Source organism: Desulfobulbus sp. (assembly GCF_031547805.1).
Taxonomy (GTDB): domain Bacteria; phylum Desulfobacterota; class Desulfobulbia; order Desulfobulbales; family Desulfobulbaceae; genus Desulfobulbus.
Genome location: NZ_JAVBRQ010000001.1, coordinates 78,014 through 94,083 on the forward strand (window position 1 = coordinate 78,014; position 16,070 = coordinate 94,083).

The 16,070-nt window shown below is 62.6% G+C and carries 13 protein-coding genes; 3 read left to right on the plus strand and 10 right to left on the minus strand.

The window, feature by feature from the left end; all coding sequences use genetic code 11:
* Positions 1–4 precede the first annotated feature (4 nt).
* Entirely contained in the window at positions 5–2,563 is a 2,559-nt protein-coding gene (ptsP, locus tag RMR13_RS00320) for a phosphoenolpyruvate--protein phosphotransferase (protein ID WP_310598645.1), read from the minus strand.
* 255 nt (positions 2,564–2,818) lie between these two features.
* Here ptsP and RMR13_RS00325 point away from each other — a divergent pair, with 255 nt between their 5' ends.
* Positions 2,819–3,664, plus strand: a complete 846-nt coding sequence (locus tag RMR13_RS00325; RefSeq protein WP_310598646.1) for a 4Fe-4S dicluster domain-containing protein — start codon at positions 2,819–2,821, stop codon at positions 3,662–3,664.
* Between the two features lie 330 nt (positions 3,665–3,994).
* Here the strand turns inward: RMR13_RS00325 and RMR13_RS00330 are convergent, their stop codons facing one another.
* Positions 3,995–5,305 (minus strand): multiheme c-type cytochrome, encoded by a 1,311-nt coding sequence (locus RMR13_RS00330; RefSeq protein ID WP_310598647.1) that lies wholly within the window; start codon positions 5,303–5,305, stop codon positions 3,995–3,997.
* A 10-nt stretch (positions 5,306–5,315) separates the two neighbouring features.
* Positions 5,316–5,828: a NapC/NirT family cytochrome c gene (locus tag RMR13_RS00335; protein ID WP_310598648.1), complete on the minus strand. Its 513-nt coding sequence runs from the start codon at positions 5,826–5,828 to the stop codon at positions 5,316–5,318.
* On the opposite strand from RMR13_RS00335, the gene RMR13_RS00340 reads away from it, so the two are divergent.
* Positions 5,827–6,084 carry a hypothetical protein gene (locus RMR13_RS00340; RefSeq protein ID WP_310598649.1) on the plus strand — a complete coding sequence of 86 codons (258 nt, stop codon included), beginning with the start codon at positions 5,827–5,829 and terminating at the stop codon, positions 6,082–6,084. The two genes, RMR13_RS00335 and RMR13_RS00340, sit on opposite strands and share 2 nt — an antisense overlap.
* A gap of 304 nt (positions 6,085–6,388) precedes the next feature.
* On the opposite strand, the gene RMR13_RS00345 is transcribed toward RMR13_RS00340, so the two are convergent.
* The 3 genes from RMR13_RS00345 to RMR13_RS00355 all read right to left on the minus strand — a co-directional run bounded on the left by RMR13_RS00345 (position 6,389) and on the right by RMR13_RS00355 (position 8,761).
* Positions 6,389–6,721: a PilZ domain-containing protein gene (locus RMR13_RS00345; RefSeq protein WP_310598650.1), complete on the minus strand. Its 333-nt coding sequence runs from the start codon at positions 6,719–6,721 to the stop codon at positions 6,389–6,391.
* 2 nt (positions 6,722–6,723) lie between these two features.
* Positions 6,724–7,518: a murein L,D-transpeptidase family protein gene (locus RMR13_RS00350; RefSeq protein WP_310598651.1), complete on the minus strand. Its 795-nt coding sequence runs from the start codon at positions 7,516–7,518 to the stop codon at positions 6,724–6,726.
* A gap of 79 nt (positions 7,519–7,597) precedes the next feature.
* On the minus strand, positions 7,598–8,761 hold the full coding sequence (locus RMR13_RS00355; protein ID WP_310598652.1) for an MBL fold metallo-hydrolase: 1,164 nt from the start codon (positions 8,759–8,761) through the stop codon (positions 7,598–7,600).
* Between the two features lie 368 nt (positions 8,762–9,129).
* On the opposite strand from RMR13_RS00355, the gene RMR13_RS00360 reads away from it, so the two are divergent.
* The gene (locus RMR13_RS00360) at positions 9,130–11,058 is read left to right on the plus strand and encodes an ATP-binding protein (RefSeq protein ID WP_310598653.1); all 1,929 of its coding nucleotides are present in this window, start codon (positions 9,130–9,132) and stop codon (positions 11,056–11,058) included.
* Between the two features lie 138 nt (positions 11,059–11,196).
* Here RMR13_RS00360 and RMR13_RS00365 read toward each other — a convergent pair whose 3' ends face one another.
* From RMR13_RS00365 to RMR13_RS00380, 4 genes are all read right to left on the minus strand, one after another.
* Complete coding sequence (locus tag RMR13_RS00365; protein ID WP_310598654.1) at positions 11,197–11,652, minus strand: hypothetical protein; 456 nt, start codon at positions 11,650–11,652, stop codon at positions 11,197–11,199.
* Between the two features lie 20 nt (positions 11,653–11,672).
* On the minus strand, positions 11,673–12,992 hold the full coding sequence (locus RMR13_RS00370) for a DUF2201 family putative metallopeptidase (RefSeq protein WP_310598655.1): 1,320 nt from the start codon (positions 12,990–12,992) through the stop codon (positions 11,673–11,675).
* Positions 12,973–13,956 carry a MoxR family ATPase gene (locus RMR13_RS00375; protein ID WP_310598656.1) on the minus strand — a complete coding sequence of 328 codons (984 nt, stop codon included), beginning with the start codon at positions 13,954–13,956 and terminating at the stop codon, positions 12,973–12,975. Before RMR13_RS00375 ends, RMR13_RS00370 begins: the two co-directional genes overlap by 20 nt.
* 89 nt (positions 13,957–14,045) lie before the next feature.
* Positions 14,046–16,064 (minus strand): hypothetical protein, encoded by a 2,019-nt coding sequence (locus RMR13_RS00380; RefSeq protein ID WP_310598657.1) that lies wholly within the window; start codon positions 16,062–16,064, stop codon positions 14,046–14,048.
* Positions 16,065–16,070: the final 6 nt, after the last annotated feature.

Here is a 16,070-nt window from a genome sequence, read left to right on the forward strand (position 1 = left end):
CCCTTTAGATCTCGTCGACCGGTACAAGGGCGCGGACCGCGGCCGCGGAATCCAGCCGCAGGGCCGTTGCCGCCAATTCCTGGCAGTGCGCGAGGGAAATTGCCCGGATCTGCGCCTTGACCGCCGGGATGGCCGGGATGCTGACGCTGAGTTCGTCCACCCCCAAACCGACGAGCAAGGGCACGGCCTGCGGGTCCGAACCGATGCCGCCGCAGATGCCCACCCACTTGCCGTGCCGGTGCGCGGCCTCGACCGCGGTGGCGATGAGCGCCAGCACCGCCGGATTCAGGCCGTCCACCTGGGGAGCCAGCTTGGGATGGCCCCGGTCCATGGCCAGGGTGTATTGGGTGAGATCGTTGGTCCCCACCGAGAAGAAATCGACCTCCGGGGCAAACTGCGCCGCCATCACCGCCGCGGCCGGCACCTCGACCATGATGCCCAGCGGCACGGGATCGACGCCCAGTTTTTCCCGCTCCTCTTCAAACACCTGTTTGGCCAGACGGAATTCCTGCAGGGTGGCGATCATCGGGAACATGACCTGGATTTTGGCGCCGCTCTTGACCGCACCCAGTATCGCCCGGGCCTGCGCCCGGAGGATGTCGGGCCTATCGAGCCCGACGCGGATGCCGCGCTCGCCGAGAAACGGGTTTTCCTCGCGGGGGATGGGCAGATAGGGCAGCGGCTTGTCGCCGCCAACGTCCAGGGTGCGGATGACCAGCGGCTGGCCCGGGGAAAGAACCTGGGCGATGCCGGTGTAGATCTGCGTCTGCTCCTCCTCCGACGGGGCGGTGGCCCGCCCGAGAAAGATGAATTCGGAGCGGAGCAGGCCCACCCCTTCCGCGCCGTGGCCGAGCGCCTCAAGGGCGTCGCGCTGGCTGCCGATATTGGCCACCACTTCGACTTGGTGGCCGTCGGTGGTGACCGCAGCCGCTCCGGCGGCTGCCAAGTCGGCGGCGCGGCGCTTGGCCAGGCGCTCCTGCCGGTCCTTGATCTCCCGGATCTCCGCTTCGGTGACGTTGATCCGCAGCTGCCCCTTGCCGCCGTCCAGAATGACCCGGAGCCCTTCCTCGAGGCCCAGGGCGCGGGCCTCGATGCCGGCAATGGCCGGGATATCGAAGGAGCGGGCGAGAATCGCCGCATGGGACGAGGCTCCGCCCGAGGTGGTGCAGAAGCCGGCGACCCGGGTTCGGTCCATCGAGGCGGTATCGGAAGGGGTGAGGTCTTCGGCGATGAGGATGCAGCCGGTCGGAAGATTCGATTCCCGGTGCGGTTGGCCGGTCAACTCCTCCAGCACCCGCTGCCCGACATCGCGCACGTCGGTGGCACGCCCGGCCAGGATCGCGTTCTTCAGGTTGGCGAGCCGGTTGGCATAGGTTTCATAGGCGTTCCGCCAGGAAAAAGGCGCCGACTTACCCTTGTCGATGAGGCTGGTGGCCAGGTCGAGCAGATCGGGATCGGCCAACAATTCCTGATGGGCGGCGAAGATCGCGGCCTTGTCGGGAAAGGCCTCGGACTTGAGCTGGGTTTCCAGGGCGCGCAGCGCCAGGATCGCCCGGTCGATGGCGGTATTCAGCCGGCGCCGTTCAAGGTGCTTGTCCGGGGCGAACTCCTCCACCTCGATTTCTTTGTGCCGCAACTGCACGATGGTGCCCACCGCCAGTCCCGGCGAGGCCGACACTCCCACCAGGACGTTCGGATCGCCGGAACGCGGACGAACAAGCGGCGCCTCTTCCGCGGCCGGGGGCGCCTGCGCCTCGACCACCGGCACCACGCCCTCCTCGCCCAACCCGGAGGCAATGGCCGCGGCAATGGCCGCAACCGCAAGGTTCGCGTCTTCGCCGTAGGCGATCACCCGCACCGTGTCGCCGTGGCCGACCTCAAGCCCCATCACCGCGACCAGCGATTTGGCGTTGGCCTGGCTATCGCCCCGCTGCAGGCGGATCTGGCAGGCATACTGTTTGGCCAGGGTGGCCAGGGTGGCTGCCGGGCGGGCATGGAGGCCGGTGGGATTGGGCACCAGGATCGCCTCCGACATGACCCGTTGCCCGGCCTGCTGATCCCCTTCCGTTTGGCCGCCGCCCAGAATCGCCCGGGCGACCACCCCTTCCCCGGCGGTCACCGCGCCTGTTTGCGGGATGAATTGACCGAGCAGCTCCGAATTCGAGATCACGATCTGGGTGAGAAGGCTTTTAGCCGAGGTGGCGATGGCGTCCAGGTCGAATTCGATCAGCACCTGGCCGGTGCGGACCGCAGCGCCGAGTTCCACCTTGGGGGTGAATCCGGCCCCCCGCAGCGACACCGTGTCCAGGCCGATATGCATGAGCACCTCCAGGCCGGAAAGGTGCCGCACGGTGATGGCGTGGCAGGAGGGGTGGATGAGGATCACCTCGCCATCGCACGGCGCCAGCAATCGGTTGCTCAAAGGGTCGATCGAAACCCCTTCGCCGACCATTTTTTCAGCGAAAACCGGATCCGGCACCTGCTCGATCGGAACGAGCACGCCGGTCAAGGGGGCGAGGAGCGTGATGCTGCCAGGGAAAGAAGAAGTCGATTGTGCGTCCACGAGGTCCCTCTTGTTCAAATGAATAAGAACAACAACTCTACACAGTCGGACAAAACGTTATTCGGTACCCACGAAAAAGCTGGGAGATGGCCGGCACCTTGACTTGGGCGCCGAGCACCCGGTTACCATGAAGCAACGGTACGCATTTTGGCTGGAAAAAACAGAGCAAACATTTTATTTTCACTACAAATAAACAGAAAACACCCTCGGCCTGAGATCCCTCCGATTCACCCCAGCAAAAGCGAGTCGACTGCCATGCACAAGCACATCGTTGCCTTTTTTTCTCCAGCGGGAACCACCCGCCGGATCGCCCAGATCATCCAGGATCGTCTCATCCGCAACAACTGCGATGCCGTGCTGATCGATCTTGGCCGAAACGAGCAATTACCGCAGGAACAAGTGCCATACATACGGCAAAACGCCTGTTGCCTGTGGATCGGCTCGCCGGTCTACTGCGACCATGCGGTCCCGTTGGTTCATGCCTTCATCGACCGATTGCCCGCGCCTGCTTCCCGCTGCGATGCCGTGCCCTTTGTCACCTGGGGCGGAGTGACCAGCGGCCTGGCCCTGTTGAAAATGGCGCGGCACCTCCAGGAAAAAGGCTATACCCCCCTTGGGGCGGCCAAGGTGCTGGCGGTACATTCCTCCACCTGGAGCGCGGCGCGACCACTGGCGGCAGGACATCCGAACCAGGACGACCTGGCGCAAATCCAAGACCTGGTCGACCATGTCGTCGCCGCCCTTAACCGGCCGCCGGCGCCTGTTCTCGCCCTCGACCGGTTGGACTACCTCTCGCCGGCCCTGCGCGCCGATGCCGCAACCAAGAGTTTGGCTGCGGCCAAGGCGGCCATGCCTCCTTTGGCGGCCGACGAGGAGCGATGCCTGCAATGTGGTGACTGCGCCGAGGGATGTCCAGTGGCGGCCATCACCCTGCATCCTTTTCCCGCAATCGACCGTGCCGCCTGCGTGCTGTGCCTGCAATGCGTTCGCAACTGTCCGCAGCAGGCCTTTCCCTTCAATGGCGAGCAGTTAGCGGCCCGGATTGCCGACATGGCGGCCAAAAGCGACGAGGACAAGGCCACGGAAATCTTCTGTCCGTAAAGGTCCACCCGCCGGTTCGGAGAGCCAGGCACACCTGACAGCCAACGACGCCCCTTGCGGGCACGGTTTTATCGGCGAGATTGTGCCGACGCGGTTTCGACGCCACAAAAAAGGGAGCGGTTTTCACCGCTCCCTTTGTCGATCTCTTCCCTTTTCACTGCAACAACGCAGGGCATCTTCCGGCCGTTTCGACGAACGCCGCAGGCGCCGGCGGGACAACCGGCCCGCCGAAACCTCATCGCGGCAAGTGGCTTCTCCCTTCGGGCGAAAGGAGAAGCCGCTTGCGCCGGGTTTCGCTATTCACATCGCATCATTCGATTCGGAATCGAATCATTCCTCGATGGTCCCCGTTTTCAGCCGCTTGTTATAGATACTCTTGAGTTTGTAGATATCCTGCTGCAGCTCGAAGACTCCATGCCAGTGGGCGTAGTCCGGTCCGTTCATGACCGCACCCTGCCGCATGCGGCGGCCTTCGTGGTGCCAGAGATAGTAGTAGGTTCTCTGGAATTCGTCGTCCCAGGGATTGGCTTTCAGCAGTTTCTTGTCGGCGAGTTCCTTGCGCATGGCCTCGGCCGGCTGGAAGTAGCCCTCGTTGTACAGCTCGACATTGAGGTCGGCCTGCTGGAAAAAGTTTTCGGTGTGCAGCGAGCTGTGGCAGTTGGCGCAGACCGCCATCATCTTCTTGCGCCCTTCCGCCCCGTCGCCGGTAAGCGGGTTGAGGGGATCGGGCGAGTTGCGGATCTTGGATTCCGGCAGCCAGAGATTCCATTTCAACCGTTCCGAGATATTGTGGGTCGTGGTCAGCCCGCCGATGCCGCTCATGTGGCAGACCGCGCAGGTCGGGGCGCGGTAGTCGCCCGGTTCCCAGGCGTCCGGCGCGCTGTTGAAATTCCAACTGGCCCCTTCGGCGTTGTAAATATGCCCGTGCTTGCTGTTTTCGTAGATTTCGATATCGGGATGGTCCGGACCGAGGTGGCAGGAGGCGCAGGCCGCCGGCTTGCGGGCCTCGGCGATGTTGAAACGGTGCCTGGTGTGGCAGGCCACGCAGTTGCCCACCGTCCCGTCGGGCCAGATGGTGCCGATTCCGGCGGCGGGCCATCCTTCCTTGGTCGGCCGCTTGTCGGCGCCGAGCGTAATCTTGGAGCCGTGGCACTGCATGCACCCGGCCATTTCCGGGGCTCGTTTGTATTTCTCGATGCCCTGGGCTTCGTGCTTTTCGATCAAATCGGACATGCCCTTGAAATTCAGCCCTTCCTTGACATTGTATTGCAGACTGCCCCGATGGTGCCCGCTCCGGCCGAACTGCCCCACCTCGTTGGCGTGGCACCGGCCGCAGGTCGCCGGGGTGACCATCACCGTCACATACAGTTCCGTGCCCTTGACGCCGGGACAATTCTGGGCCGCCATGGGCGAGCTTTTGTCCACGCTGTGACAGTCAATACAGGAGACGCCGACATGCCCGTGCCGGCTCGCCGCCCAGTCGGCGACAATGCCCGGTTGCTTGTCCGCGTGGCATTCGACGCATTTCTGCGCATCCGGGGTGAGGCCACGTTCGACCTTGAGGGTCTTGATGCCGCTGTCCAGGGCGAACGCCGGAGCGACCATGCCGACAGCTACGATCACCGCGAGTAGTAAACGCATTTTCCTCCTCCTATGGCTGCTGTTGAGAGAGATATCCCGTGATATCCTTATGACCGACATGCCGATGGCAGTGCACGCAGGATGCGACGATGCCCATCTTGTAGTCCCGATGGGCAAGAAAGGCCTTGGGGATTTGGTAGCGGATGGCGTCTAGGTCGTGGCATTGGCGGCAGCCCGAGGAATAGGTGAATCGTTCCCGGTGCTGGAGATTCCCGGTCCAGTCAAAGGTCTTGACCCAGAACAATTCGCCCAATACGTCCTTGGTGCCGCTGTAGGCCTTGGCAACCACGTAGCTCACAACATTGTCGTGCGGCAGGTGGCAGTCCACGCAGCGGGCCTTGACGCCGAATCTGTTGTGTCCGCCATGGATATCCTCCCGGTAGGCGCGGGCCATGGGCCGCATGGAGTGGCAGGACGAGCAGAATTCGACCCCGGAGGTCCGCTCGATCATTTCGGCACTGCCCAGGGCCAGGCCAATCCCTACCAGGGTTCCCACAAGGAGGAAAAGGAGCATTTTCTTCATGTTTATTCCTGGAATTTGGAAAAATGAACGCCTTACGGTCGCAACCATGAATAAACTACACAATCGCCCTGAAAAAATTCAGCTATGCCGAAAACAATCAGGTCAAACAGGAACCAAGCACTCCATTATGCAACAATCTGCCAACCAGTCTGCTTCAATCATGAAAATGCAGTACAGCATCGAAGCGAATCAAGCAAAACAGAGTTTTATGTCGATGTCAAGTGGTTGCCTGTTGAATATTCATTCGCTTGCATGACCGCCATGGGCACCAATGGCAACGACTGCAGCATGGTGCTTGTCGACACTGAATTAAGAAGAATAACGGAATAGAATATTGGGCGGCTGGCGTATCCGCTCAATATAGTGAATGAAACGGGAGTGGAAACAGTCAACAGTCCCGAACCCGCCCGTGTCGGGGCGTGCGATTCCCGGACCCCGGATAGCTCTGCCAACCGTTTCGTCCCGCCGGGGAAATGCCGAGGCAGAAGGTAAGCGGGAAATCGCTCCGGCGGAGCTGGAAGGAAGGGGGGAGGAAACGGAAACAGGGGCGCCCCAGCGCCCTATTCCGCTTCGTGAAGTTTAACCAGATTGAGGATGTGCAGGAAACTGTCCGGATCGAGCTGGGTAAAGGCCACTGCCAGGCCGTCAGACTCGTGGCGTCGGACCACACCCTGGACAAGGACTTCCATCCGGCTGGTGGTGCCAATCAGGCTGATCTCGACGGTACAGGGTGTCTCCAGGGGTAACCGGACCTCGGTGACGAGGAAAAGGCCGTGGAGGCTGATATTGCGGGTATCGACCTGTACTTCCAACGATTCGTCATCGCCGTAGCGCAACACGGCGGTACTGCTGAAAACAATGCGCTGCGATCGGCGGCGTCCCGGAGTAGTCATGGTCATCGTCCTTGCTCAAAGGTATGCTGCATGGCCAGCTTATGGCTATGCGTCTCCACCACGTACTCACCGTTGTGGACCGACACCTCGGGAACCTGTTTCGATTGCTCGAAGGCGGTGTATCCCGGCTCCAGGGCCTGCCAGAACTTGATCCAGGGAGAGGCGGCGAATTTCTTCAAATTCAGTGGGGTCAGGGGAAAGGGGAAAATATGCACGGCAAAGCGTTCCTGCCCGTTTTTGAGCGCCTCGTGCGCCAGCAAGTAAATCTCTTCGATGCGGCCGTCGGTCATGGCGAAGCAGCCCACCGACTGGCAATCGCCATGCACCATGATCAGGCTGCCGGTCCGGTTTTTGGACATGTCGAACTCGTTGGGATAGCCGACGTCAAAGGCGAGGTGGTAAGACGATTTGGGATTCATCTGTTCGGCACTGACGCTGTAGAACCCTTCGGGAGACTGCCAGTCGCCCTCGTTGATCTTGGGCCCGAGAAAACCCGAATAGTTGCACACCCGGTAGCTCTTGAACAACTCAAACCCCCGGCCCTTGTCCATCCACACTTCCAGGATGCCGGGGAGCTTGAAAATACGGACAAATATCGGCTCGCCCAGGGCAAATCCCTTACTCCGCAGCTCCTGCTGGATCTTGGGCTTGGTTTGGGACATCAGCTGGTCCGCCTTGGGCGTGCTCGGCGGCTCGACGCTGGCGGCCGGTGGCGGACCGCCCAGAGCGGCGATGGTCAACAACGAACAGAACAGCAATCCTTTGCCAATGATCGATCGAACAGGTGTGTAAGCCATAATCCTCTGATGAAAAAGGAGACAAATCTTTCGCCGGCCCGGCAGGCGGGTCGACCCCTTTGCCACCGGCCCGGATTGCTCAGGCGCTCCGGGGTTGCTGCGCCTTGGCGTAGGCCGAGGCGGCACATTCGTTTTTTCCGAGATCCAGTTCCTCCTGCCGTGCCTGCTCCTCTTCGCGAAGATTGGCGTTGACCAGGCGGATAATGGCGTATTCCTCGGGTTGCGGCCGCATGTTCTCCTGAATGAAGGCGACAAACGCGGCCGGGTTGTCGATTTCGTAGATGGCGCGGTTGCGCTCCAGAATCCCGCCCAGGCTGCGGCTAAAGACCAAGTCCTCGTTCGCTTCCCGCCAATCGATGTAATGGCCGGGCAGCACCTGGAGATTCGGGTCGAGGCGCTTGATCGACTGGATCGTCTCGTAGAGCATCACGGCCCATTCTTCCGCCTTGCCGCCCAAATCGGGCCGCCCCACCGAGTCGATAAAAACGGTGTCGCCGGACAAGAGAAATCGTTCGTCGATGAGATACGAGGTGGAACCGGGCGTGTGGCCGGGCGTGAACACCGCGCGCACCTCGGGGCCGCCGAGGCCGAATCGCAGGGTCTCGCCGTCCCGCAGGGAGGTGTAGGAATTGTTTGAAGTCTTGAAATCGCCGTCGTTGGCGTAAAAGGTGGCCCCGGTTTGGCGGGCGATGTCCCGGCTGCCGGCAATGTAGTCGGCCTGGAGGTGGGTCTCGAAGGTCTTGGTGACCATGCATCCCTGCTGCGCCGCGAACTCCAGGTAGAAATCGAGGTTGCGCGAGGGATCGAACAGCATCATTTCCTTGCCGCTGATCAGGCCGTAGCTGCACGAGGCCTTGCCCGGCCGGATGAACTGGAACAGTTCGTAGTCGGCTCCCCGGCCGACCAGCCTCGGCACCAGCAGGTTGCCCCAGGAGGAAATGCCGTCTTGCAGATAGCCGACCCGATCGAATCCGTGCCGGTCGAGAATCTCGGCAACGTAGCGGGCCGAATTCTCCTTGGCGCAGACGATGCGCACCGCGCGGTCCCGGGGAATGCGGGCCACGGCCTCCTCCTCGTCTTCCATGAAATCGAAGTAGGAGATGTTGACCAGGGTGAACGGCCGGGGGCTTTCGACCTGGAACCGGGCGAAATCTTTGGCGTTTCTTACATCAAGCACCACCATGTCCGTCCCGGTGGACAGCCAGTGGAACAGATCCTTGGCCTCATATATATAGATTGCCATGATGCTCCTCCCCTTGATACCGCCCGAAACACGTTCGCAGCAGGCTATCGAACCTGTATGTAATTGTCAATATTATAATGAGGTTACCCCGGACAATCGCCACATTCGCCCCTTCGAACGGCCGCCGGCCCCTTCTTGCCACCCGGCGGCCGCCCTTTGGCTCGATTCCGCATTGGCGGGAAAATGCGAATCCAGGTGGCCGGAACAGGCAACAGTTGGCCGCACCGATTTGACGGCGAATATGCCCTTCCGCCCGGCCAGGCACGATTTCTTTTTGACAGCACGCCAATTTTTTTCATAAGATACGGCATGCTGTCTCATGCGATCCCCCCAGCTCCCCCACGATCCTGACCCGAGGCGCGACCACCATGTTGCGAGCCCTTGCGCTCTTTGCGCATCGCATGCTTTCCCGGAAGCGGCTGACGGCCCGTTTGGTGCGGCTCAGGCTTTCACTGCCGGCCCGGTCCGGCGCGATGATGTCGATCCTGCTTGCCCAGCCGCTTCATGCCGCCACCGCGCCGTGCAATGTGGCTCCCCGGCTCAACCTCGACCTTCCCGATCTCTATACCATCTCCGGTCTGGCGGTGGCCACGCTCCTGATCTCGACCCTCATCGTCCTTAATCTCCGAAAAAAATCCATCATATCGAATACCTCGAAAGCACTTGAGGAAACAGAGGCCCGCTATCGCCTGCTCTTTGAGCACTCGCCCGTGGCCCTTCTCGAAGAAGACTTAAGCACGGTCAAGACCTTCCTCGACCAGTTGCAGGCCCAGGGCGAAACCGATCTTCTGCGCTACTTTGCCGACAACCCCGAAAGCCTGGCCCGCTGCGCCGCCATGGTCCGCATCATCGACGCCAACCGGACGGCGCTCAGCCTGTACGGTGCCGCCGCTCCGGGCTCCCTGGGACAGCTGACCTCGGTGCTGCCCACGGACCAGTTGCTGCAATTCAAAAAGGAACTGCTGGGGCTCATCCGGGATGGCAGGAGCGAAATCGTGTTGGCCAACAGGACCTTGAACGGTGACCCCCTGACCGTCGAACGACGGGCGGTGGTGGCCGCCGGATTCGAGCAGAGCTGGCGCAAGGTGTTCGTCACCATCATCGACATCACCGAGCAGGTCCGGCTGCGCAACGAAAACAAGGCCTTCGAGAAGAAGCTGCAGCAGACGCAAAAGCTCGAGGCCATCGGCAGCCTGGCCGGTGGCATCGCCCACGATTTCAACAACATCCTGGCGCCGATCATGGGCCGGGCCGAGCTGATGCTCATCGAAAACACCGACAACCCGCAGCTGCGCGAGCATTGCCGGGGCATTGTCGACGCCGCCAAGCGGGCGCGCGACCTGGTCAAGCAGATCCTCACCTTCAGCCGCCAGGTCGACCAGGAAATCAGCCCGGTTTCGCTGACCGATATCATCCAGGAGGTCATCGGCCTGGTCCGCCCCACCCTGCCCGCGACCATCGAGATCGAATACGACCTAGCCGACCAATGCCCGCTGGTGATGGCCGACGCCACCCAGCTGCACCAGGTGATCATGAACCTGGTCACCAATGCCTTCCATGCCATGGAAGACCAGGGCGGCCGCCTGTGCTTCCACTTGAAAACTGTCACCCTCGGCAGGGAGGAAGCCGCGGAGCTGTCCATCGGCCCTGGAATCTATTTGCAACTGCGCATCGGAGACACCGGCCACGGCATGGACAAAGCCACCATGGGCAAGATCTTCGAGCCCTATTTCAGCACCAAGCCGCGCGGCAAGGGCACCGGCCTGGGCCTGGCCGTGGTGCTCGGCATCCTGCGGGGATACGGCGGCGAAATCCGGGTGGAGAGCGAGATCGGCCGGGGCACCACCTTCATCCTCTATTTTCCGGTGGTGGAACTGGCCGCCGCCCGACAGTCCGCCGCCTACGACCCGCAACAACCGCTGCCGCGGGGCACCGAGCATATCCTTTTGGTGGACGACGAAAAATCGATTGCCGACGTCACCACCGGCATGCTGGAACGGCTGGGCTACAAGGTGACGGTCCGGATCAGCAGCTACGACGCCCTGGAGGCCTTCCGCAGCCTTTCCGACCGGATCGATCTCCTCATCGCCGACCTGACCATGCCCCAGATGACCGGACTGCAACTCTACCGGGAAATCAAAAAAATCCGCCCCGATATCAAGGTGATCGTCTGCACCGGCTTCAGCGAACAACTGGACGACGGCAGCGCCCATTCCATGGGGATCGAGGGCTTCCTGAACAAGCCGGTGGTCCTGTCCGATCTGGCCCGCTGCGTCCGCTCGGTCCTCGACAGCTGATTGCCCTTCCCGACGTTCCGAGAGTATACTTGGTCAAGGGCCTGAAAATGCGAAAGGACGCCCGGAAAAATCCGTACGTCCTTTTTGTCCTTCCAAGGATCGACAAGCCCCGGAGTCTCCGCGCCGGCATAACGCCGCTCAAAACGCCAGCAACCGTTCCGCGGTAAGTTTGGCGGCGATGGCCCGACGGCCATCCGGGGAGATATCCATGCGATGGCTTTCGCTGATCGGTTCCCAGCTGTAGGCCTGACGCACCACCTCTTCGTGGGTTTCACGCAGCAGGGTAAAGGATTGTTCCACCTCGGGGTAGCTGCCGGATTCGCGAAACGGCAGGCGGATAAAACCGTGGCGGCTGCCGTCGCGGAAAAAGGGGGCGGCCAGCCAGTGGTAATCGAGCGGACACCAGCCGGCGGCCCGTTCGAAACGCCCGGGCAGACAGTACATCTGATGCGGGGCTTCTATGCGAGGAATGAGGCTGCGCACGTTGACCGCCTCCACGGCCAACCGTTGTTCATACTCTTCCAATTCCAGGGTAAAATTGAGACTGGGCCGATAATTGCCCCGTTGTTTTTCGATTTGCCAAACGATGCGCATGGCTGTGCTCCACAATGCGTTCAGGGAAGTGGGGAAAGCGGTTCGAAGGCGGGAAGCGGCACGACCTCGCCAAAAGGCGGGGTCATGCCGCCATCGCCCGCCTTGAGCCAAAGCACCGGATACGCCGGCCAGCGGGCTGGAAAGAGATCGCATTCGAGATCGGTGAGATAGATCAGGCAATCGGGTTGAATCCCCTCCCGCTCGATCAGGGTGAACACCGGCCGGTAATCGGTGCCGCCGCCGCCCTTGGGCTTGAGCAGGATCGACGGCTCGTGGGGTTGGAACAGTTCGCGACGGACAATCGCCAGGTCGCAATACAAAAGATGTACCGTGGCCGGGCACTGTTCCAGCACGGTGCCCGCCTCGGCGGCAAACCGCTGCAATTGTTCCTCGTCGATGCTGCCCGAGGTGTCCACGGCCAGCACGATCTCACCCAACTGGTGGTTGGCCAGCGAAGGCAGATACAGCTGATGGTGCAAGTGGCGCCGATTGGGCCGCACCCATGAGTAATCGGAACGGGCATTGCGGAGGATGAAGCGTTGCAACAAGTCCCGCCAGCTCAACCGGGGAGCGGCGGCGCCGGTGACCAGCCGTTCCAGCCCGGCCGGCAGCAGACCGGCGTCGCGGGCGTTGAGCGCGGCCTGGACCATGGCCCGCTCCCAGTCGATTTGCTGCAGTGGATTGCCGGGGCCGTGTTCGCCGGGGTCGTCACGCACCTCGCCGGCGAATCCCGGATCAAAGGAGCCGGCCTCGTCCGCATCGGCCTGGCCGTCTCCCTGGCCATCACCCGCGCCCTGGTCCGGCTCGCCCTTGCCAGGCTCTTCCTCGTCGAGTTCGGCCTCCTCCTCGCCAACCGGTTCTTCTTCCTCGTTTTCCTCCCCGCGCAGTTGCCGATAAACCGCCTCGGCGCTGGCGTCGCGGTATTGCTCCAGAAAGAGATAGCCCTCGGGCAAGCGCAAGCCGGCATCGAGCAGGAGACCGTTGATCACGTAGTCGCAAGCCCGGTTCCAGTCCTGCTGGTCGCGACCCTGGCGGCGCAGGTGGTGGCCGCAGGCCGGGTGCATCACCAAATGGGCGATCAATCCTTCGGTCTGTTCCGGGGAGAGCGCGTTGACATAGTCGGGATTAAAGCCCATCACCCGCCCGTTGGTCCAGGCGGTTCGACAGGAGGGATCGACCTTGAGCGGCATGCGCAGGGAAAGGGTGGCGAAAAATGGATGCTTGAGGAGCAGCGCCACCCGGGCGCGGGCGATTTTACGGCCGGCACCCTCCTGTTGGCTGGCCGCCGGTTCTGGAATCGGCGACGCCTTATCCTCTCCTTCAGACCAAGACTTCGGCATGGCGCTCGGCCCATCGGGCAAAATCGTCGCTCTCGGCGATCTGGCGGCAGACGCGCACCGCCTCCCGCACCAGCAGCACGCTGAATTCGTCGGGCAGGCGGCTGGCGAAATCGAGCAGGGGGCGGACACGCTCCGCTTCGGCGGCTCGACCGGCCATCTCGCACAGAGCGAAGAGGACCGCCGGGTCGGAGGGGATCTCCAGGTCGTGCGGGTTGGCGAGGATCTCCTCCACTGTGGGCAGGCTGCGGCGGATGTCGAGGAAGGCGCTCAATTCGGCGGCGGCCGCCGGGCCGACGGTGCCGGTGAGCAGATCCCGAACCAGGGGCGGATGCGGTTGCCGCTTAAGCAGGCGCGAGGCAAACTCCCAGGAGCGGGGCGAGGGAAAGGCGCGGCCGCTACGCTCGGGATCGAAATCGTGCAGCAACGAGGGCCGAAAACGCAAAAAAGCGATCACCTCCTCGCTGATGCCGCTCGTCTCGGCCCAGCGCAGCCATTGCTCCAGTTCGACGTCGAAGTCGATATGGACGAAACGGTTGGCCAGGGCCGAAGGCATGCGATGGGCCACGGCCCGGTCGCTCTCGCGGTTGCCGGCGCCGATTACCGTCCACTCCCCGGGCAATTCGTATTCGCCCAGGCGGCGGTCGAGCACCAACTGGTAGCAGGCGGCCTGCACCAGCGGCGGGGCGGCGTTGAGCTCGTCGAGAAAAAGAATGCCTCTGCCCTCCTGGGGCAGAAAGGCGGGGGCGCACCACTGGGCGGTCCCTTCGGCGGTGATGCGCGGCAGGCCGCGCAGATCGACCGGATCGAGCAGCACCGCCCGCAAATCGATCAGTTGCAGGCCAAGGCGTTCGGCACTTTGCCGCACGACCTGGCTTTTGCCGATACCGGGCGGCCCCCAGAGAAAAACCGGTTGCCGGATGGCGATGAGCAATTCCAGGGCCTGGGTGATGGCTGAAGCATTCATGGAAGGTATCGATAATGGGCTAAGGACAATGGAAAACGCACCAGCCCCGCGCAGTATCCGCAAGGCTGGCCGGTGGCGGGCTTACCCGGTTACAGGGAGCGGATGGTGTCGGCCAGTTCGCGATCGCCCAGGCTGCGCATGATCGATGCGGCGGCGGCAAAGCGTTTGTCATGGCCCCCCTCGCCGAGCACCGCCTCGCGGTAGATGCGGCTGCTCCACGGGCTGTCCTGGCAATGCCGGGCAATGGATTCTGCCAGCAAAAGCAAGTCATCGGGCTGACTGAGCGACTTCTCGGCATGTTCGTGCAAAAGGCGCATCAAATCGGGCGAACACAGGCGGCTGGTGGCGACAGCTTTCACCAGGCCAACGAATTCGAGGCCGTTGCGGCACAGGGTTCCTGCCCTTGCATAGAGGGATTCCACCCAGATGCGGTCCTGAAGGCGTTCCTCGATGTAACGGGCCAAAACCGTCAATTCGGCCCGGGTGGTGGCGGCCTGTTCGGCGGCCCGGTACAGTTCCCGGCACCATTCCTTGTCGCCAAGCAGCTCAAGGACACTGTCGGCCAGGCGGATAAAGCAACCCGATTCCACGCATTCGTTTTTTTTGCTCTGGTAAAGGGCATGGGCGCGATCGCGGCCATCGGGGAGCAACATGACCATCTGCGCCACCACCGCGTTGACACCGGCCAGATCGTCCTTGCGCGAGAGCAGCTGCCGATGGATATCGGCGATCCAATCGTTGTCGCCGACATGCCGGGCAACCCCTGCGGCCACCGCCAGCAATTCCTCGAAAAAGACGGCGCGCTGCCGGGCTTTGCCATAGAGGCGGCGGCAGTACTCCACGTCGCAGCTCAACCGATGGACATCGCCGGCCAGGTGGCGCAGACAGGCGCAACTTTGGCACTCCTGCTCCCGTTTCATGAACGCGGCGTACTCGTCCTTGTACTGTTCCCGCAGTGCCAGTTGACGCTTGATGGCCGCGCGCCAGACGGGATCGTCGGTCATGGCCAGGATGGCCTGGGCCACGACGGCAAAGGCAGCCATGGTCGCGGCCACGCCCTCGGCCTTGCGCAAAAGGACGCAGGCTGCGTCGCGGTTGCTTACCTTTTCGGCCAGGGCCGTGGCTGCCGCGATCAACTGCTCGGCGTTGACGGCGGCATCGCCCGCCTGCTGGAACCAGAGATCGGCCAGGGCCTGGTCGCCGGTCACGGCCAGGGCCGATTGCGCCAGCTTCATCAGGCCGGCGTGACCGTCCAGCTTCCGGGCGGCCTGGCGGTAGATCTCCAGGCTCAATTCCTGGTCGCTGATGTGGGCCATCACCGTTTCCGCCAGCTTGATCAATTCGTCGCCGGAAGACGACCGTTCGGCCGCGGCCCGGTACAGGCGGACGGCCGTGGCCGAATCCTGCAACGCCCCGGCGCTGAAATCGGCCAACGCGGCAAGATCCGAGCTCTTTTCCAATTGCCCGGCCGCCTCACCGATCAAGTTCAAAGCTTGGGGCCGATCGTCGAGCACCTCCAGAACGGCACCGGCCAGGGTCTGAAAATCGGCCACACTGGCGCAGACCTGGCGCGCCGACTCAAGCAGGCTCCTCGCCTGCTCCGGCTCCCCGCCGGAACGCAGGACCGCTTTCGCCAATTCGGTGAAATCGCTGCACTTTACGCATCTGTCGGTGGCCATGGCAGCGATTTCGGCGGCCAGTGCGCCGTTCTCCGGCTGTTTGCCGATACTGCGGGCCAGAGAGAAGATTTCCACCGCAGAGGCGCACTTCTCCGCCGCGGCCCAATAGATCTCTCGGGCGGTCTGCAGGTCGCCGGCGGCGGCCGCGGTTTCCGCCAGCCTGCTCAATTCCGCCGGGGTACGGCACATTTCCCTGGCTCTGGCCATGAATCGAGCGCCCAAATCGCCACTGTCCAGCACCCGCAGGGCACAGTCGGCAAAGCCCAGCAACTCTTCGGCGGTCGCCGCCCACTCGGCGCCGCTCTCCAACACCTCCGCCGCCCATTGCCGGTCATCGACATCGTTGACAATATCCGTGGCCAACTGGATGTACTCCTCGCTCACCTGGCAGTCGTCGACCCGTTCTTCCAGTTCCTCTCGCGTGCTCATGTTCAA